The sequence below is a fragment of the Acinetobacter sp. CIP 101966 genome, from assembly GCF_000369725.1.
In the GTDB taxonomy this organism is placed as follows: Bacteria; Pseudomonadota; Gammaproteobacteria; order Pseudomonadales; family Moraxellaceae; genus Acinetobacter; species Acinetobacter lwoffii_Q.
Genome location: NZ_KB850160.1, coordinates 1,514,562 through 1,534,903 on the forward strand (window position 1 = coordinate 1,514,562; position 20,342 = coordinate 1,534,903).

At 44.2% G+C, this 20,342-nt stretch carries 18 protein-coding genes and 1 pseudogene; 8 read left to right on the forward strand and 11 right to left on the reverse strand.

The features are described from left to right. Positions 1-70 precede the first annotated feature (70 nt). The 4 genes from F891_RS13430 to F891_RS13445 form a co-directional block, all read right to left on the reverse strand. A complete protein-coding gene (locus F891_RS13430) occupies positions 71-1,303 on the reverse strand; it encodes a transposase (RefSeq protein WP_004730312.1) in 1,233 nt (410 codons plus the stop codon). Between the two features lie 190 nt (positions 1,304-1,493). Then, on the reverse strand, positions 1,494-2,723 hold the full coding sequence (locus F891_RS13435) for a chloramphenicol efflux MFS transporter CraA (protein ID WP_005263805.1): 1,230 nt from the start codon (positions 2,721-2,723) through the stop codon (positions 1,494-1,496). A gap of 193 nt (positions 2,724-2,916) precedes the next feature. Continuing rightward, complete coding sequence (locus F891_RS13440) at positions 2,917-3,294, reverse strand: hypothetical protein (RefSeq protein ID WP_034439517.1); 378 nt, start codon at positions 3,292-3,294, stop codon at positions 2,917-2,919. 141 nt (positions 3,295-3,435) lie between these two features. Next, positions 3,436-4,845 (reverse strand): FAD-binding oxidoreductase, encoded by a 1,410-nt coding sequence (locus F891_RS13445; RefSeq protein ID WP_004732367.1) that lies wholly within the window; start codon positions 4,843-4,845, stop codon positions 3,436-3,438. Positions 4,846-5,199: 354 nt separating this feature from the next. On the opposite strand from F891_RS13445, the gene serA reads away from it, so the two are divergent. Together serA and F891_RS13455 are read left to right on the forward strand one after the other, a co-directional pair. After that, on the forward strand, positions 5,200-6,432 hold the full coding sequence (serA, locus tag F891_RS13450; protein WP_005263808.1) for a phosphoglycerate dehydrogenase: 1,233 nt from the start codon (positions 5,200-5,202) through the stop codon (positions 6,430-6,432). 124 nt (positions 6,433-6,556) lie between these two features. Next, entirely contained in the window at positions 6,557-7,423 is an 867-nt protein-coding gene (locus F891_RS13455) for an EamA family transporter (protein WP_005108550.1), read from the forward strand. Positions 7,424-7,478: 55 nt separating this feature from the next. Here F891_RS13455 and F891_RS13460 read toward each other — a convergent pair whose 3' ends face one another. Beyond that, entirely contained in the window at positions 7,479-8,612 is a 1,134-nt protein-coding gene (locus tag F891_RS13460) for a hypothetical protein (protein ID WP_005263809.1), read from the reverse strand. Between the two features lie 364 nt (positions 8,613-8,976). Here F891_RS13460 and F891_RS13465 point away from each other — a divergent pair, with 364 nt between their 5' ends. After that, positions 8,977-9,855, forward strand: a complete 879-nt coding sequence (locus F891_RS13465) for an EamA family transporter (protein ID WP_005263810.1) — start codon at positions 8,977-8,979, stop codon at positions 9,853-9,855. 410 nt (positions 9,856-10,265) lie between these two features. On the opposite strand, the gene F891_RS13470 is transcribed toward F891_RS13465, so the two are convergent. The 3 genes from F891_RS13470 to truB all read right to left on the reverse strand — a co-directional run bounded on the left by F891_RS13470 (position 10,266) and on the right by truB (position 12,550). Continuing rightward, on the reverse strand, positions 10,266-10,733 hold the full coding sequence (locus tag F891_RS13470) for a hemerythrin domain-containing protein (protein ID WP_005263811.1): 468 nt from the start codon (positions 10,731-10,733) through the stop codon (positions 10,266-10,268). A 134-nt stretch (positions 10,734-10,867) separates the two neighbouring features. After that, entirely contained in the window at positions 10,868-11,632 is a 765-nt protein-coding gene (locus F891_RS13475; RefSeq protein WP_004281582.1) for a sulfite exporter TauE/SafE family protein, read from the reverse strand. A gap of 12 nt (positions 11,633-11,644) precedes the next feature. Beyond that, positions 11,645-12,550: a tRNA pseudouridine(55) synthase TruB gene (gene truB / locus F891_RS13480; protein ID WP_005263817.1), complete on the reverse strand. Its 906-nt coding sequence runs from the start codon at positions 12,548-12,550 to the stop codon at positions 11,645-11,647. A 186-nt stretch (positions 12,551-12,736) separates the two neighbouring features. Here truB and F891_RS13485 point away from each other — a divergent pair, with 186 nt between their 5' ends. The 5 genes and pseudogenes from F891_RS13485 (at position 12,737) to F891_RS17875 (ending at position 18,374) form a co-directional block, all read left to right on the forward strand. Then, on the forward strand, positions 12,737-13,765 hold the full coding sequence (locus F891_RS13485) for a lipase secretion chaperone (protein ID WP_005263819.1): 1,029 nt from the start codon (positions 12,737-12,739) through the stop codon (positions 13,763-13,765). Between the two features lie 388 nt (positions 13,766-14,153). After that, positions 14,154-15,164, forward strand: a complete 1,011-nt coding sequence (locus tag F891_RS13490) for an esterase/lipase family protein (protein WP_005248304.1) — start codon at positions 14,154-14,156, stop codon at positions 15,162-15,164. A gap of 85 nt (positions 15,165-15,249) precedes the next feature. Next, complete coding sequence (locus tag F891_RS13495; RefSeq protein ID WP_005263820.1) at positions 15,250-16,221, forward strand: esterase/lipase family protein; 972 nt, start codon at positions 15,250-15,252, stop codon at positions 16,219-16,221. A gap of 134 nt (positions 16,222-16,355) precedes the next feature. Further along, positions 16,356-17,324, forward strand: a complete 969-nt coding sequence (locus tag F891_RS13500; protein WP_005263821.1) for an esterase/lipase family protein — start codon at positions 16,356-16,358, stop codon at positions 17,322-17,324. A gap of 69 nt (positions 17,325-17,393) precedes the next feature. Beyond that, positions 17,394-18,374, forward strand: a pseudogene (locus F891_RS17875) (esterase/lipase family protein). 71 nt (positions 18,375-18,445) lie between these two features. Here F891_RS17875 and rplS read toward each other — a convergent pair. The 3 genes from rplS to rimM form a co-directional block, all read right to left on the reverse strand. Beyond that, complete coding sequence (rplS, locus tag F891_RS13510; RefSeq protein WP_004281205.1) at positions 18,446-18,820, reverse strand: 50S ribosomal protein L19; 375 nt, start codon at positions 18,818-18,820, stop codon at positions 18,446-18,448. A gap of 185 nt (positions 18,821-19,005) precedes the next feature. Continuing rightward, the gene (gene trmD, locus F891_RS13515; protein ID WP_005263829.1) at positions 19,006-19,740 is read right to left on the reverse strand and encodes a tRNA (guanosine(37)-N1)-methyltransferase TrmD; all 735 of its coding nucleotides are present in this window, start codon (positions 19,738-19,740) and stop codon (positions 19,006-19,008) included. Between the two features lie 28 nt (positions 19,741-19,768). Continuing rightward, positions 19,769-20,317 (reverse strand): ribosome maturation factor RimM, encoded by a 549-nt coding sequence (gene rimM / locus F891_RS13520; RefSeq protein WP_005263830.1) that lies wholly within the window; start codon positions 20,315-20,317, stop codon positions 19,769-19,771. Positions 20,318-20,342: the final 25 nt, after the last annotated feature.

Consider the following 20,342-nt stretch of genomic DNA (forward strand, 5'->3'; position numbering starts at 1 on the left):
GAGAGAGGGAACTTATTAAATACTTAACCTCACCCTAGCCCTCTCCTAAAAGGCATAGGTATCTACACATCTATGAGATACCTAATGCCATTGTGGCTATCTCATTGAGTTCATCTATTGAATATTCCGAGAGCAGTTGAAGAGTGTTCAGTAAAATCGAAAGCCCTGCCAATAAGGCAGGTGCACTTTCCAACCTACCTCTTTTCTGCTGCCGACCTGAAAGACGGGTGAGAAATACACGAATTTTCTGATGGTGTTCATCTTCAGAACGCTGGATTCGCCAAGTTAAAACACAAGCCATACAGCTAATCAGTAACCGCCTTAAAATGGCTTCAGGTCTGGTCTGAAGCCATGCTTCAATATCATGACCTGCCTGCTTGAGCAGCTTGAAATAGCATTCAATTGTCCAGCGCCAGTAATACCAGGTCGTCATCTCTACCGTAGTAATCTCTGATGGAACATTGCTGATTAGTGACCATCTTGCGACGGTCTTATCCTGATCATCTTTCACTACGGCAACAATTAATCTGGCTTCAATCGCACTCCCTGGCTGGGGAGCAACCCGTTGGCCTGAATCGTCATTTCTCTTCGGTTTTGCTGCACGTGTTATCCGGATAGCAGTTTCTCCCACATGCAACATATGCCGGTTTCCTTTATAGGCAATCGGCTGGACCTGCTGCGTTTCTACTCGTTCTGCGGCTTCTGCAACTTTGCATGTTTTGCCCTGATGCTCAATTCGATGGCCTTCTTTCGCCCGAATCAGCCATTTAAAACCCTGGCTGCTCATTTCCCTTAGGTGGGCAATGGAGTCACCTTCACGATCAATGATATGAACACATGTTTTCTCAATGGGATATTGTTCAATCACTTTGATTTGTTCGGTAAGTGAATCTAGATGAGATTTGCGCCCAGCAGAGTGTTGACTGAATGTGGAATAGCAGCCTGAGGCATCTGATAGTGTCTGCGCCAGTGGCGCAATAGGTAGTCCCGAGGCTGCATCAACCAGCAGACTGCTTTGCAATTCATAGCCTGAATCATATTGATGGGTTCTTTGCAGGCGCTGAATTTTATGATGGTGTTTCACATACTGTAGCTGAGACCAGTCATGAACAATCAATGCATATTGATGCGGTGATGCCTTGATCTGTTCACATGCAAGATGTTCAATTGGCTGGTTTAACTGACTAAAAGAGATTTTGTCATTATTCAGGAATCGCCAGACCGCTTGTGTGGTTGCGAAACTCGACTTTTGGGCAGAAGCCAGGTCTTTGATTGCCGGAGCAAGTGAAGCAAGAGGGTTCATATTGAGCTTTACAAGGCTGTTATAGCGCTTGACAAGACGCTGATCCAGGCCAGAGATGTTAAATTGAAGAGCATGCTCTTCAATTTAACGCAAAGTTCAGGAATTGTGTAGATACCTATGCCTAAAAGGAGAGGGAAATTCAATACTGAACATATGATTTCAATAATTTATAATTTTCCTTAATAAGGAATCAAAACTCCCCACGCTCCTGTCTTTCCAGCATTAACTGTTTGAGTTGCATGCGTGGCAAAGTAAACCACAGTGCAATCAGAATCAAAGAGGCAACACAATAGGCCCAAATATCATAGGCTTCATATGCCATTCGTACTGCTTCAATCACTACAAAAAAGCTGAGCATCAGGATAATAGAAACCGTCGCGGCCACCGTGCCTTTGGACACTTCAGAAGACATCAGTGCAAAACGGTACAGTACCGAAAAACTTACACCCTCACCGAGACTGATACAGGTGGTACCGATAATCAGGCAATGGACAAAATACTCTGGAATCAATAAGCCCAACATCAATAAACCTGCACCTAACAGCATCAATGGCAGACCCAATAATATGGTTTTGCCCAGCGGTATTTTATCGATAATTTTCAGCAGAATCAGATTACCTGCAATCAGACCGCCCAAGACCGGAAACTGCGCCAGACCATATTGCACACTACTGAATCCAAATTGCTCGACCAGAATCACGGGTGACAAGGCAATCCATAACATCAAAGGCAGACTCACCAAAGGCAAGGCTACAGTCATAATCACAAAGCGCTTATTTTTTACAACCTGTTTAAAGTCATCCAGAATATAGCTGACCGGCTGTCTGGGAATACTGACTTTCAGGTTTGGCATTTTGGCTTTTAGGCCGAACCAGCTCAGAAATGACAGAAATGCAATGCCGATAAAACCCCAATGCCAGGAGATATGATCAATCATAAAGGCACCCAGCACTGGTCCTAGCAAGGGTGCCAGCAAAGACACATTGGCCATCAGTGCCATGACTTTGATGGCATCACGTTCTTCAAAGCTTTCCTGAATGGCGGCATAACCTACAGCAGTAATAAAGGACAGGCCAAAGCCCTGTAAAAAGCGCAGGAATAAGAAACTTTCGATATTGGGTGTCAATAAAATGGCCAGACAACTGAGGGTAAAAAATGCCACACCGCCGAGCAGTACCGTTTTACGTCCGAGACGATCGGACAAAGGTCCCAAAATCGCTGCAACAAATGCCCCGCCCAACAGGAAAAAGGACATGGAGGATGGTGCCCATGAGCTGCTCACGCCAAAGTCACGGGTAATCGTCAGCATGGCCGGCTGAATCAGGTCATTACAGATATAGACTGAGAATTCAAACAGGACCAGTGCCAGCGGGAACATGAGTGTGGCACGGGTCAGTTTTTGGGTCTGGATATTTTGCATGGGAGTTTTTATTGTCAGTCTGCCCAGTGAAAGCAAACTAAACTTTATCTAAAAGAGAAAGAAGAAATTTTAACAGATGAGATATTCAAACGCTCTGAATAAATATAATAGATCGTAGAGATAATCTTCCAAACAAAAAAGCGCATCCTCTAGATACGCTTTTAACCAAAATCTGCCTAAAGATCAAACACTATTATGGACAGACCGCTTTCTGGAAAGTCTTGGTATTTGAACCTCGTGCACAACGATACAACTTCTCGGTATTTTGCAGCCTCCAGCTGTTATCTTCCCGTTTAAAATAATAAATGGTCTGTACCGAATGTACCGAATCATCCATTAAACCGGTTTCAGTGACTTTGACCTGTCCAATCGTGGGCGACTCTACCTTGTCAAAGAACTGGCGCAACTCAACTGTTGCCAGTTCCTTACGCAAGTCCGGTCTTAATTGTGAAACCTGTTCCAAAGGCGTATCCGAAGATGACTGTACCTTTGCAATGACCTGTTGAGCAGTTGCACAGCCTGAACCCAATATACCAAAAGCGAGAGTTGCGACTGCCAATATCCGGAACATATTATTTAACCCTTTATCGTCATTCTTATTCCAACCTATCATGCCGAGCTTCTTAGTACAAAACCATTTAGACTCTGTAACTGTCTTTACACAGCAATAAAAAAGCGCACCTTTCGATGCGCTTTTTTCAATTCCGACCGATTAAAGATCGAAAAGTTTACCCGGATTCATGATGCCATTTGGATCAAACACTTTTTTCAGAGCTTTCATATATTCAATTTCTTCCGCCGAACGCGAATATTCAAGATATGGCTTCTTGGTCATGCCCACACCATGTTCCGCAGAAATTGAACCGTCATATTTTTTCACGGTATCAAAGACATACTTGTTCACCACCTGACATTTGGCAAAGAATTCATCTTTAGACAAATCAGCAGGTTTTAAGATATTTAAGTGCAAGTTACCGTCACCGATATGACCGAACCAGCAGATTTCAAAGTCTGGGTAATTCGTCGATACAATCGCATCAATTTCTTTAATGAATGCAGGAACGTGCGTGATCAGAACGGAAATGTCATTTTTGTATGGAATAAATGGCGCGATAGATTCAGAAATATCTTCACGTAAACGCCATAAACTTTCTACCTGATCCAGGCTTTGGCTCATTACGCCGTCCAGTACCCAACCTTGTTCCATGCAATGCTCGAAGATTTCCATCGCCTTGTCCATAATCGGCTCAAACGGCGCTTCAAACTCAAGCAATACATAGAATGGGCATTCAGTTTCAAATGGACGTTGCACGTGACCATGGGCCAAGACTTTCTGCATCGCCAGTTCACCAAAGAACTCAAATGCAGTCAGGTCAATTTTCGCCTGGAAGGCATGCAATAACGGCATGATCGCATCAAAGTCAGGTACACCCAGTACCATCACTTGCAGGTCTTGCGGTTGACGTTCAAGCTTGATTTCCGCTTCCGTCACCAGACCCAGCGTGCCTTCACCACCAATAAATAAATGTTGTAGCGCATAACCGGTTGCATTCTTGATCATACCTTTGTTCAGACGCAATACATCGCCCTTACCCGTCACAACGGTCAGGCCAAGTACCCAGTTACGGGTCATGCCGTATTTAATCACTTTGATGCCGCCAGCATTGGTGCCGATGTTACCGCCAATTTGCGATGAACCTGCCGAAGCAAAGTCAACTGGGTAATACATGCCCTGCTCTTCAGCATAGTTCTGTAACTGTTCAGTCACCACACCTGCCTGTACGCGCACCATACGATCTGCCGGGAAAAACTCCAGAATCTGGTTCATCTTGTCCATGCTGACCACGATCTCGCCATTGGCTGCGACTGCACCTGCAGAAAGACCGGTACGACCACCCGATGGAGTCACTGCAACATTAAATTGGTTCGCCAGTTTTACGATGTCTTGAACTTGCTCAGTTGACGACGGAAAAACGACGACTGACGGGTTTGGATCAAAGTGCTTCGTATGATCGCGACCCCAATTCTGGAGGCTGTCCGTATCGGTTTTAATACGGTTTTCACCCACAATTGCAGTCAATTGGTTCAATAACTCAGGGGTTAAAGCGACTGGAGCATTCATCGTTTGCAGACCTAGCATGATTTAAACAAGAGAGACTTCGCTGGTTCATTTGCACATTTTTTATGCATAAAAACATGGATACAAATCAGGCGAAACATGATTATTAAAGCACCGGATCACGCTGCTTTAAAAGCATGGCGCAATATTATAAGCTATTTTTTGGTGTTTCCTGCGAAAAATGACAATTTTGATAATATACCTTTGAAAATGCAGATTTAAATCAACCATCATGATCATTATTATCAATATATCTTGCCAGAATAGCTGATGTGAGGGTCATCAAGGAAATGTATAAGTGCGCTTTTCCTGTGCTATTATACCGCGACTAAATTTGGCCTTTGTAGCGGAGCCGTAATGAGCCAACATCTATCTCTACCTAAAGATAAAATCCGTTTCTTGTTGTTAGAAGGCGTTCACCAGAATGCAATCGACACTTTAAATGCTGCTGGATATACCAACATCGACTATCGTAAAACTGCGCTTGAGGGTGAAGCGTTGAAAGAAGCGATTAAAGATGCGCACTTCGTCGGTATTCGTTCCCGTACTCAATTGACTGAAGAAGTCTTTGAAGCTGCGAACAAACTGATTGCTGTCGGTTGTTTCTGTATCGGTACCAACCAGGTGAACCTGGACGCTGCAATGCGTCGCGGTATTCCAGTCTTTAACGCACCTTACTCAAATACGCGTTCAGTGGCTGAACTGGTATTGGCAGAAACTATTCTTCTTCTGCGCCGTGTACCTGAAAAATCAACAGATACACATGCAGGTGGCTGGAACAAATCGGCTGTCGGTTCATTCGAAACACGTGGTAAAACTTTAGGTATCGTAGGTTACGGTTCAATCGGTTCACAACTTTCTGTACTGGCTGAAAGCCTGGGCATGAAAGTAACCTACTATGATGCAGTCACAAAACTACCTTTAGGTAATGCACGTCAAGTCGGCTCTATGGGCGAATTACTTGCCAATGCAGATGTGGTTACTCTACACGTTCCGGATCTGCCATCTACTCGTAATTTCTTTGGCAAAGAACAGTTTGCGCAAATGAAAGAAGGTTCAATCTTCCTGAATGCGGCACGTGGTACCTGTGTCGTGATCGAAGACCTGGCAGATGCGATCAAATCTGGTCATATTGCTGGTGCTGCGGTTGACGTATTCCCGAAAGAACCTAAAGCGAACGGTGAAGAATTTGTTTCTCCACTGCGTAACCTGCCAAACGTGATCCTGACTCCGCACGTGGGTGGTTCTACGATGGAAGCGCAAGCCAACATCGGTCTGGAAGTAGCTGAGAAATTTGTAGCTTATTCTGACAAAGGTATGACTTTATCTGCGGTGAACTTCCCAGAAATCGCATTGCCATTGACTGAAGGCAAACACCGTTTACTGCACATTCATAAAAACATGCCGGGTGTTCTTTCTAAGATCAACAACCTGTTTGCTGAACAAGGCATCAACATCTCTGGTCAATCACTGATGACTAAAGGTGATGTCGGTTACCTAGTGATGGATGTCGATGCTGCTGCATCTCATGAAGCACTCGATATGCTCTCTAATGTTGAAGGTACAATCCGCGCACGCGTATTGTTCTAATTCAATATTGCAAAAAAACCACAGCTTTCGGGCTGTGGTTTTTTGTTTTTTAAGGTTTTTATTTTAAAACTTTTTTAGCTTATGCTGCTCTTCCGCTATTCGAGCAATCGAAACCTATTTAGTCATGCTGAATTTTAAAATTGCACCAATGGTGCAAGCGCCGCTGATTCTGTTGATCGCCATGATCAGTATGCAAAGCAGTGGCTCCTTTGCCAAATATCTGTTCGGTCAATTTCCCATTCTGACTGTTTCCGCAATGCGTCTGCTGTTAGGCGCTATGATTTTGGCACTGATTTTTAAAATTTGGAAAATCCATTTCAGACAGATCAAGTGGCCGGCCATTATCAGTTATGGCCTTGCCCTGGCTGGCATGAATCTACTGTTTTACCTGTCGATTGATTGCCTGCCGCTGGGGATTGCCGTCTCTTTTGAATTTATTGGCCCCTTAAGTGTTGCACTGTTTTATGCGCGGCAAAAATTCGACTTTGTCTGGGTCGGACTGGCGATTCTGGGCCTGATTCTGCTATTCCCTTTTGATCAGGCTGCCCAGCCGCTTGACCCGATCGGGATTGCATTCGCCTTGGGTGCCGGTGCCTGCTGGGCCTTATATATCGTTGCCGGCCAAAGACCTTCGGGCGTTTCTGGCAATCATACTGTATGCTTGGGCATGTTTGTCGGCATGCTGGTGCTGATGCCGATTGCGCTCTTGGCAGGCATGCCGGCACATACTTTTGAACCGATGAGTTTGTTGTATTTTGTGGCTTTGGCAGTACTGGCTAGTGCCCTGCCTTTTAGCCTAGAAATGATTGCACTAAGAAATTTAAGCGCACTTAGTTTCGGCACCTTGATGAGTCTGGAACCCGCCATTGCCGCACTCTCGGGGCTGGTCTTTCTAGGCGAGACTTTATTGTGGACACAGTGGCTGGCATTGGCCACGATTATCAGTGCCTCGGTAGGCTGTACGGTGACGACCCAAAGACAGAAATCTTGAATAAAAATAAAGGCGCTAGAGCGCCTTTATTTAAGATCAGTTATTTTCACAAATTTTAACGTGGTGTTGCGTCTTTAATTGCCGTATTTAATGCAGTCGCTGCTGTCGCATTATAGCCATCACATCCAGAGGCAAGCTGATCATACATATATTCCGTCCATTTGATCATTAAAGAAGTTACACCTTCTTGTTTATTCAAGTCATCCAAGGCAGCCTGTCTTGATTGAGCAATATAGTCGTCGTGATCAATATGTTCCCCATGTTCCGAAAAATCAACTGAATAAATTCCGCCTTGATATTCGATCGCACCGAAATATTTGTAATATTGCATAGCAGCATCTTTATATTCGGCCTTTTTATATTTTAAGCCAGCCATGGTACCATCTATAATAGCTTCTGCCATTTCCTGGACAGAGCTTTGTGCCTGCCATTCAGCCAGTGTGGTATACCGAGTTTTTTCTCCCGGATTAAATTCAATATATTCTTCTTCAGGATGTTCCGCCAGAAGACGGAAACATTTAGATCCATTCGGGAATTTGCGCGCCTTCTGCAAATCGACAAAACTGGTTGCAAACTCATTATAGTATTTACGCTCAGCTGTCGTATTATCACTGTTAAAGAACACTCTGGTTGCAGGATCATCATACATTTTCACCACAGCAATATTGGTACGTTCAGTTAATGCTTTACCAGACAGGTCATACCACGCTATGTGTCGATGATTGCTAATATTGTTCTCAGGTATCGTCACAGGGCGACTTTTAAATTGAGTCGTCGTATTTTCTAATATTTTTTCTAGCTTATAACCTAATGCTGTACGGGTGCGATCTGCAGGGAATACCCCTTTTGTTGTGACATAAGTTGAGAAGACCATATCTTCTTCAAGATCGTATTCAGTATCAACAGCGCTGTTATCATCCGCATATAATATGCCGTCAGTAATTTTATTTTTATGACTGGCTAATAGAAGTTTTTGCGATTCCATCTCTGATCCATCAATATTCGGTAAGTTGAATTGATAGTTATAGAATTCAGAAATGGTGTCTGATGCTCCATCACCCGGGGTTCCAGGATTGGTCGGTGCAGGTTGACTAGTGACTGGTTCATTATTATCAGAACTGTCGGAGCCACCACCACATGCTGCCAGCATGCAGCTCAAAATGGCGCAAGAGAGTATTCTTAATTTCATTATTATCTACCTTAATTATTTGATATTGTTATTTTAATACTGTCCCGAAACACGGGATCTAAGATGTTTTCATTGTTATTTTAAAGCTAACCCGAATCACGAGGTCTAAGATATTTTAATAAATATAAAAACAAGATCAATTTAAAAATTGATTAATTTGTAACCACAATTACATAGAAGATTAACTTTGAATTTAAAATGTTTAGATATTTGATCCGGCTAAAATTTAACTTGATTGAATCAAAATTTAAGTTCGCCTCGGCAAAATATTTCCTTGCCCTACTCATTAAAAATTAACCAGTTTGCTATAATTTCACTTTGCCCTATTTCTCATTTTCACCCGCTCTGGGTAGAAGCTGCTTCCATGCCAAATGCCCAACTCCTTGCCGTATTGTTCATGGTCTTATCCATGACCTCCTACCAGATCAGTGCATCTTTTGCCAAACAGCTGTTTAGTGTGCTGGATCCGGTCACTGTGACCATTTTAAGGCTGTGCTTTGCAGCAATTATTGTTGGAGTAATGTTCCGTTCCTGGAAAATTATTTCCCGTTTGCCTTTTTTGAAATGGCGGGATTTGCTCTGCTATAGCACTGCTTTAGGGGTCATGAATATTTTATTCTATCTGTCTCTGGGCAAACTCCCTCAAGGGATTGCAGTTGGTTTGGAGTTTATTGGTCCTTTGGGTCTGGCCCTCATTTCGATTAAACATCGCAGTGACTATATTTGGGTATTGATGGCCATTTTAGGCATTGCTTTAATGGTGCCATGGGGACAGGCCAATAGCAGTAATTTCGACCTGTTAGGTGCCACCTGTGCTTTAGGTGCGGGTTTATGTTGGGCACTGTATATTTTCTTTGGTCAACGTGTGGTGCAGCAGAATATTGGCATGCATGCACTGACTATTGCGATCAGTATTTCAGCTCTGTGTTTGCTTCCAATTGGGCTCTACAACAATGCTGCTGCCTTGATAGACACCCAACATTGGGGCAAGGCGATTATCATTGCAGTGCTGGCCACAGCGATTCCCTATGCGCTGGACTTAAAAGCTTTGCAGCATTTAAACAAGACCAGCTATGGGACATTGTCCAGCCTGTCTCCCGCCTTGGCTGCACTGACCGGTTTTATGCTATTGGGGGAGAAAATTACACTTCTTCAGACCGTGGCACTGATCTGTATCATGCTGGCATCAGTCGGCGTGACTGTACGTGCCGCACGTCAAGGCTCGGCAGAGCGGAATGCTTAAAAGTCTTATTGAAATTTGAACAACTAAAAAGACTTCATCATTAATCTCTTCACTTTCTTCCTTTGAGACAAATACAAAAAAAGAGATGAATGGATAAAAATCCCGTATCACCACATAAAAAGATGATCAGATGCCATAGTTGCAATGAAGAGATTTTTGATACGCGAGTGTGGCAAGGATGCCACATATTACCCAGTACGACAGGACGTCGTATATGAATAACAAAAGACTTTTGCCTACTTTGGGTCTTTCCAAAGTAGGGAGATTGCCTACACAAAAGCATTTAATTTTTTAAGAAAATGAGGCTGTACAAGCTTCTGAAGCTAGACATGCATAATGATTAACTCAAACATCTAATTTGAATTATAAATTATGGGAAAGTAGCTAATCAAATGTCATCTTTTCGATGTTTAGCTTTGTACCAGCATATCTTTTTTCATGTCTTTATAACGCTGGTATTCATTTTGGTACTGCACGGCCAAAGCGGTTTTCTGCTTTTCATCCAGAATTTTACCGGCCTGCTGGAAGAAACCATGTTCCTCTTCTTTTAAGTGATGCTGCACCTTTTCGGAAAGTTTTTTTGCCATCGCAATCCAGCCCGGATTACTCAATTCAGTTGCGGTCAGTTCCTCGATCAATTCGTCCATTTCATGATGTTCAGCCAAGGCATGGCGGGTAATATTCAGGCCCGAATCGGTCATCATCAAGGGAATATAAAAATAACGGTCTTCCGCAGCTTCATGCGCAAATAATTCATTTTTGAGTTGCTTGAACAGCTCGCGGCGTTCTGGTGTATCCCCGGAAGTCTGTAATAGTTTTTCTGCAAGATCACGCTGAATCTCATGACTCTCTCTTAATGCTTCAAAAATAGTCGTCATTCCGATATTTCTCCGATTGTTTTATTTTCCATATCATTGATTCTAGAAAATTTTCAGAACAGGTTCAGACGCAGTTTATACAGTGATTTGTTAAGAAATTTTAATATCGAGAATGATTTACATCGGGTTTATATCTAAAAAAACATCTGGTATGCCATCCGGCAAATCAGCAGACTGACCAGAATCAGGAATAAAATCCGGATAAAGCCACTGCCATATTTAAATGCCAAACGCACCCCGACCAAGGAACCACAAATATTGGCCACCGCCATCATCGCCCCGACCATAAACAGCACATTGCCACTGGGAATAAAAAAGCTTAAGGCGGCCAGGTTGGTGGTGAAATTGGCAATTTTCGATAAAGCCGATGCATGCAGGAAGTCGACGCTTAAATAGCGAATAAAAAAGAAAATAAAGAAACTGCCGGTGCCCGGACCAAAGATACCATCATAAAAGCCTATCGCCAGACTGCCCAAAGCGGCCAGAATCAGCATTTTCCGATTCAGTTTTTGTTCGGTATGCACCTGGCCAAACTGTTTTTTCATTAAGGTATAGATTGCGATCACGATCAACATGACCAGCACAAAAGGCTTAAGGATCTCGACTGGAATTAGCGTAACGCTGGCTGCACCCATAAAAGAACTGACAAAACTACACAGTGCAATCACGCCCAAGAGCAGCCACGGCAGTTTTACCTGACGCAGATAGGAAAATGCCGCAGAAGCGGTGCCACAAATGGACGCGAGTTTATTGGTGCCAAAGACCGTAGCAGGCTGTAAATGCGGTAAACTCCCCATAATTGCCGGGATCTGGATCAGACCACCACCGCCTACGGCAGCATCAATCGCCCCTGCAAAAAATGCAAAGACAACCAGACTGATGATGATCTCTATTTCCATATCTTGACTCGATTAGAGGTTCAGGACGCGTTTGGGTACCAGACGTTTTTTGTCGGTAATTTCTGCCAGCCCCAGACATTTCTCGCCATCAAAAACCAGCACCTGTTCAGCTGCTTCATGTTCGATATTGCTTTCCATGCCGCGGCTAAAATATTCTGCGCGACCTTCGGGTACCTGCACTTTTGGAAAATGATCAACCGGTGCATAGGCCGGCAACAACAGTGCATCACGCTCTGCTTCGCTCAGGCTTTCCAGATATTCAATGGTATAACTCGGGATCAAATCAAAATGACCGGTTTTGATGCGGTGCAGATAAGTCAGATGGCCATAAGTTCCCAGTGCTTTGGCAATATCTTCACCCAATACCCGGATATAAGTCCCTTTAGAACAGGTAATATCCAGCGTGATACTGTTCTCCGTAAAGGATAAAAGCTCAATCGCTAAAATGGTAATCGGACGTGCTTCACGTTCAATCTCGATACCTTTGCGCGCCAGTTCGTATAAAGGACGGCCTTCTTTTTTCAAGGCAGAATACATTGGCGGCACTTGCTGGATATCCCCGATAAACTGTGCCAATTTGTTCTGAATCAAGGTTTCCGAGAGTTCAGGAACTGCTTTTTCCAGAAGCACCTCGCCTTCCACATCTCCCGTGGTGGTACTATGTCCCAAAAATACGGTCGTCTGATAACGCTTGACCGAATCTAATAAATAATGCGAAAACTTGGTCGCCTCTCCCAAACATACAGGCAATAAACCAGATGCCAGCGGATCCAGCGCACCAGTATGGCCGGCTTTGTGTGCACGGTACAACCAGCGGACTCTTTGTAATGCGGCATTAGAGCTGATACCCAAAGGCTTGTTGAGCAGGAAGACACCACTGAGATGACGGCGCTGAATTTTAGGAGATGATGCTTTCATGGCAAAAAATCAGACATTTTATAAATTGGCGCCATGGTAAAACCCTGCGAGATGATTTACAACTTTTCTATAGTCTCTAATGATTTTTATGGCATATTGAGCCGGCTTGAACATCTAAAAGCTTTAATATCTAAAAGCTTGAATATCTAAAAATAATGAAATAACGAGAAAATAGGTGCATAGGATATGCAGAAATATAAAATATGGATCATTCTGGCGTTGCTGGTGCTGTGTATTCTCACATTGATCTTATGGCTGTCTCCAAAAGAAAATACCCAGGCGGATACCGGGACAAAAATGCCTTTAACTGAAACTCAGGCAGAACAAACCGCACTCTTGGTCAATGGCCCTGCCAATGCAGCTTTCCCCAGTGCCAGCCAGCAAGATACCGAAATTAATTGTCAGATGCAGCTAGACGCCAGCAACCGTCTGATTGTGAATGAACAGACCCGCAACTGTTTTGAATATTTTATTACCCAGTTCGGTGAAAAAAATCTGCAGCAGATCCAACAGGATTTTAAAGCCTATATTCGCCAGAATCATAAAGAGCCTGCACTCTCGCAAATTCTGGATTTATGGGATCGTTATCTCCAGTACCGTCACGGCTTGGGCCAGCTCACTGCACCGGCCGGGCTAAATCAGGAAGATCCTGCCTATTATCGCAGTATCTATAACAGTACCCAGAATTTGCGCCAACAATACTTTTCCAAGTATGAAATTGAGGGCTTGTTCGGCACAGAAGATGCCTATCATGAATATACCCTGGACCGGATGAGCGTACTGGCAGACAAAAGCTTAACGGAGACTGAAAAAGCGCAAAAGCTCAAAGCACTGTTTCAGCAGCTCCCGCAGGACTGGCAGGAAAATCTGGAACAACTGAATAAACTGGAAGATTTGCGCAAACTTACCGCAGATATTAAAGCTCGTGGCGGTTCCCGTGATGAAATCCGGCAGATGCGGATGAATCTGGTCGGTGCTGAAGCGACACAACGTCTGGAACAACTGGATGTACAACGCAGCGACTGGAAAAACCGGGTGACTGGCTATTTAGATGAACGGGATCAGATTACCCAGTCCGGCATGTCCCATACTGCCAAACAGCAAGCCATTGCCCAGCTTCGCAGCAAACATTTTAATACACCGCAAGAACAGCTGCGGGTTGAAACATTTGAACAGGTTCATGATCAGGGAGCCAAACTACCCTTTGCTGACTAAGCCTAAAAGCCATCACCTGTTGATGGCTTTTTTATAAATGCCCTTTTGATAACTTTATATTTTCTCAAAATGATCTTTTATAGTTGTTTCCAAATATTTCGTATTTACACAAAATAACTTAGAAAAATTATAATGATTTCAAAGACTTTTTATTTAAATACATCTGCAAATAAAACGCATACTTACAATGTAAATTCCTCCTGTCCTGCATGTCCCCAAATGACATGGTTTTAGACCTCTGAAATGAAAAAATACCGCTTCTTCAAAAGAAAAATTGCTCAGCCACTGAAGGCCTAAACTGTATTTTCATAGTCTGATTTGTGGCTTGCGACACTATACAAAAAGCAATGATTGCTTGAATAACGATAAAATTTAAAAAGGGACAGCTATGTATACTTTCAGCAAGACAGCCCAGTTACTGACTGTGGCTTTAGCGACCACTCTGGGATTCAGTTTTTCTGCACAGACTCAGGCTGCAGCGAGTGCAACACAAGTCATCGAAAAGAGCCGGTCTGACTATGCCAAGACCAAATATCCGATCCTGATGGTACATGGCTGGTTAGGCTGGTCACGTATTGGCACCGATAGTATCGGGCTGGATTACTGGTATCAGATTCTGCCAGATATGGCACGTAATGGTTCAACCGTGTTTGCTGCACAATTATCGCCGGCAAATACAACGATGCATCGCGGAGAACAACTAATCCATCAGGTTGAAGAGGTTCTGGCAATTACCGGAAAGCAAAAACTGAACTTGATTGGCCATTCCCATGGTGGACCAACAGTGCTGTATGTTGCAGCGACCCAGCCGCAGTATATCGCCTCTATTACCGGCGTTGCAGGAACCTACCATGGCTCCAAAGTGGCAGATGATATTCAGAACAATAGCCTGACGCGTACCGCCTTTAACATTTTAGGTGATTATATTATTGGTCCATTGATTGCACTGGGTCAGTTTAAGCCTGAACTGGAAATTGATTTTGATGCTTCCATGAAATCCCTAAGCCAGACCGGTTCAAATACTTTTAATGCCACAGTGGCACAGCAGGTGGTCAAAGATGGCGTATTGGCTTCTACAGAAAACTGCAATAAAAATTTAAAACAGAAAGATAGTAAAGGCATTCATTATTATTCATGGACGGGTGTGGCCCAAGCCACCAATGCCCTGGATATTGATACGATCCTGATGCAGCTCGGCCCTTTATCTTATGGCAGTAAAGACAATGATGGCATGGTTTCACGTTGTAGTGCGTTCATGGGCAAGGTGATTCATGACCAGTACAAACTCAATCATACGGACCTGGCCAATATGATGTTTGGTCTGAAAGGCGTGTTTGCACCAGATCCGGTCGCCCTCTACCGCCAGCATGCCAACCGACTCAAATTAGAAGGTTTATAACCCCAGAGTGCCTGTATTTTCAGCTGAAATATAGGCTTTTTTTCTGGTTCTTTTTATTTGACCTATCCGCGATCGGGAAGCTGCAATGAAAAAAATAATATCTTACTTAAGCTTTTTGCTACTGGTTTCCCTATTAACTGGCCCTGTGCAAGCCTCGGCATTACAGGAATATAAAAGCAATTTTGTCCTCTCGAGTTATGCCAAGACAAAATACCCGATGGTCTTTGTTCATGGTTTTGGTCTAGGTTTTAACCGGATTGGAACAGATCACATCGGTTTAGATTATTGGTATCAGATTCCCCAAGACCTGAGCCGGCATGGTGCACGGGTGTTTTCTGCCGAATTGTCTGCTGTTGCGTCCAATGAACTGCGCGGTGAACAGCTCTTGATGCAAATTGATGAAATACTGGCACTGACGGGCCAGAAGAAAGTCAATCTGATTGGGCATAGCCAAGGTGGCCCAACAATTCAATATATCGAGGGCGTTGCACCGCATAAAGCCGCCTCTTTAACCGCCATTGCCGGGGCGATGCAAGGCACCCCGGTTTTTGTCAATGCCAGCCAGACGCCACTGCTTGAACCCTTTATCCATGCCATTGGTACAATTTTGGGCCATAGCATGAATCTGGTTACAGCTAACCAGTATCCGGTCAGTATTATCGAGGCACTGCAAGCCATGAATCCAGAGGCGATTCAGGCCTTCAATGTGAAATATGGCTCCTCTGCCATTCCCAAAGACTGTCAGTCTAAGGGCAGCAAACTCACGCCAAATGGAATTTATCACTATTCCTGGATGGGCAATCGGCAGGCGACCAATCCGCTGGATGCGATTGAATCTATAGTCGTGACTTTAGGTAACAGTTTCCTGAAAGGAGAAGCCAATGATGGTGCTCTACCGCTGTGTAGCGGACGCTATGGCCAAATCATTCGTCAGGACTATGCCCATAACCATTTTGATGAAGTAAACCAGTTTTTCGGTATTTTGGGCCCTTTTGCGCAGGATCCGATCGCCCTGTATCGCCAACATGCCAACCGGCTCAAACTGCAAGGCTTATAAATCACTTATTTTTATGAATAGATCATCTCTATTAATTAAAAAAACTTAGGAAACTGAGTCCCTGCTGCAGAGGGGGACTTTAGACAACCGGATGAGGATCATCCCGTTAAAACAACAAAAGTGAGGAAAATATAATGAAATTCGGAGCATTCATCACCGGCCTGCTGCTGGCGGGTACATGCCTCAGCACTCAGGCATCCACCCAAGCCAGTCAGGTCACAGCAAAAGCCAGTTCACAATATGCCAAGACCCAATATCCAATTGTCTTCGCACATGGTATGGCAGGCTTTATCCGGGTCGGTACCGACCAGTTTGGACTGGATTACTGGTATCAGATTTTACCGGATTTGGCGCGTAATGGCGGCAATGTCTGGGCAACACGTGTCTCACCTTTTAACTCATCAGGAATTCGGGGTGAACAACTTTTAGAGCAAGTCAAAGAAATTCAGGCCATTACCGGTGCAGACAAAGTCAATCTGATTGGTCATTCGCATGGCGGCCCGACCATTCGTTATGTTGCAGGTGTAAGACCTGATCTGGTTGCTTCCCTGACATCTGTCGGTGCTCCGCATAAAGGCTCTCCAGTTGCAGACCTGATTCTTCAGGCAGAAGGTACACCGATACAAGGGCCTTTAGTCGGTGGCATCAACCTGGTGTCTAAGGCCATCACTTGGGCGCAAGGTCTGGATCCGAATAGTTTCCCGCATGACTCCCTGGCCGGTGGTCGCAGCCTGACCCTGGCAGGATCCGCTCAATTCAACCAGAAATATCCGCTCGGTATGCCGACCACCGCCTGCGGTGAAGGTAAGGAAAAAGACGGTGATATTCGTCATTATTCATTCACCGGTATAGGCCAAGTCACCAACCCGCTCGACCCTGATTCAGCATTGAAAGTTACAGCTTTACTCATTGATGGCGGCAAGGAAAATGATGGTCTGGCCTCCCGCTGTAGTGCCAAATTCGGTAAAACGATTCGGGATAACTACAACTGGAACCATCTGGATGAAGTGAACCAATTGCTCGGATTAAAGAATATCTTTGCTCCAGACCCAGTCGATGTTTATCGCCAGCATGCCAACCGGCTCAAATTGCAAGGCCTGTAATTCAATCTCATCCCTGTCATCACAATGTGCAGGGATTTTTTAATTTTTAAACCGCCAAAATGGAACTTTATGAAAATTAGAACGCATTTTATAACCTTATGCTGCGTATTATTTACGGGCCAATATGTGCAGGCTTCCAATTTGCAGCAAGCAGAATCCAGATTTGTCGTGTCCAATTATGCCAAAACACACTACCCGATTGTATTTGCACATGGCATGGTCGGCTTTAATCGCATTGGTTTTGATGCCTTAGGCATGGATTATTGGTATCAAATTTTGCCAGATTTAGCCCGTAATGGTTCAACTGCCTTTGCCACCCGCATCTCACCTTTCAATTCCAGCGAAATCAGAGGTGAACAATATGTGGAGCAACTGAAAGAAGTCATGGCGATCACTGGCGCCAAAAAACTGAATCTCATTGGTCATAGTCATGGTGCGCATAGCGTGCGTTATGCTGCGGGGGTTATGCCGCAACATGTAGCCTCAGTGATGACTGTGGGCGGTGCCAATCAAGGCACTATTGTTGCCTCTGATGTCATGTGACTTGCCAATCAAACCGGAACATCTGAACTGCTGAATACCCTGATCAGCAGTTTTGGCAACGTCATCATGTGGGCACAAGGTTTAGACGGTCAAGCTTTCCCACACAACGCCCTTGCAGCAGGACACAGCACCTCAATTGAAGGCACAGCCGAATTTAACCAGCGTTTTAAACTCGGGCTTTCGCTGAGTCCATGCGGTGAAGGCAAATATAAAGACAATGGCATTGCACTGTATTCAATGACGGGCAATCAACCCGTGACTAATTCCCTAGATGTAAGTGATGCCGCCATGAAAGCCTTGGATTTGCTTTCTGCGAGTAAGGCTGGCGCGAACGATGGAATTGTGTCGGTATGTAGTGCCAAATTTGGTAAAACGGTTCGTGATGATTATCCATAGAATCATCTGGATGAAATCAACTTATTGTTCGGCATTAAAGGTACCTTTGCACCTGATCCAGTTGCTGCCTATCGTCAGCATGCCAACCGCTTAAAACTGCAAGGTTTATAATTTTTATAAAAATAGCCAGATATAAAAAATGCGCCCAAAGGCGCATTTTTTCACTCGTATAAAGCTTAAAATTAAGCTTTAGTTTTACGAGCTGGTAATTTTTCACGAATACGTGCAGCTTTACCAGACAATTCACGTAGGTAGTAAAGTTTAGCACGACGAACGTCACCACGACGTTTCACTTCGATACCAGCAACGATTGGAGAGTGAGTTTGGAATACACGCTCAACGCCAACACCGCTAGAAATTTTACGTACTGTGAACGCAGAGTTCAAACCACGGTTTTTCTTAGCAATTACAACGCCTTCGAACGCCTGTAAACGCTCACGGTCGCCTTCTTTTACTTTAACTTGAACAATAACTGTATCACCTGGTGCAAAAGCAGGGATGTTTTGTTTCAATTGTGCGTTTTCAATTACTTGAACTAAAGGATGCTTACCGCTCATGGGGTATCTCCAATATGTGCGAGTCAGAAGAGGTCTGATCATCGCTGGGTATAGAGGCTAAAGCGCATACACCCGATTATCTTTCCCTTTATGGTTGACCATCTCAACCATAAAGAGCCTATTAAAGAATACTTAAATCATTTTAAGTACTTGCTTGAAGACAGAAATGATTACTCATCAATATCTTACAAATCTTTTAGCCATTTTTTCTGCTGCTTGGTCAGCTCGACTTTTTTCACCAACTCTGGGCGGCGTTCAAGTGTACGCTGATATCGCTGCAGAAACCGCCATTTTTCAATATTGGCATGATGCCCGGACTTTAACACCTCAGGCACATCCAAACCTTCAAAATGATCTGGCTTGGTATATTGTGGGCAGTCTAGAAGACCATCCACAAATGAGTCTTGCACGTGTGACTGTTCATCAGACATGGCACCCGGAATTCTCCGGATAATACTGTCCAATAAAACCATCGCAGGCAGTTCACCACCCGACAACACGTAATCTCCAATTGACCATTCCTGATCAACATATTGCTGGATCAAACGTTCATCGACGCCTTCATAGCGTCCACACAGTACAATGATTCCATCATATTTGACAAAATCCTGTACCGCAGTTTCGCTTAAGGTCTTTCCTTGCGGTGACATATACACCACAGGAACCTGAACTGCACCCGCTTGCGTTGCAAGCTCTTTTGCATGCTGGATTGCTTTTGCCAGAGGCTCAGCCATCATCACCATACCCGGACCACCACCGAATGGACGTTCATCCACGCGTTTATAGTTGCCCGTCGCATAATCGCGAGGATTGATGCAATGAATTTGCATCAACTCACGTTTTGCTGCGCGCCCGCTAATACCATAGGCTGTAATCGCTTCAAACATTTCAGGAAAAAGCGTAATGACTGCAAAAAACATCGCAGACTCCCGTATTTCCGAAAAATTCTTAGTAGTCTACGCCCCAATTGACGTAGATACGACCAGCTTCAAGATCAACGCGTTGCACCACATCTTTATGCCATGGGATCATTCGCTCTTCGCCGTCGATGCTGTCGGCAGTTGCGCGAACCACCATCACATCGTTAGCACCTGTTTCAAACAGCTCAAAAATTTGACCGAGATTGACTTCTTGTTCCTGATCGTCCAGACCTAACACATTTAGACCTTTTAAATCAGACCAATAGTACTCATCTACGCCTGCTTGAGGCAGTTGCGATTTAGAGATCCAGACATTGGAGCCAACCACTTCGTCTGCACCAGTGCGATCACTCACACCTTTCAGCGAAACAACCAGGCCTTTACCATGTGGTTTCCAACGTTTTACATCGACAATGTGCCAACCTGCTTTGGTTTCAATGTACCAAGGCAGATAGTCAAATATGTTGCTCATAGGTTCTGTATTGGAATAGACCCAGAGCCACCCATTTAATCCATATGCTGAACGCAACTGTCCAATCTGAATACGATCTTCGGGAACATTCTGTGTTGGTGTCATGGGCAAGCTACTACCTAATTTATAT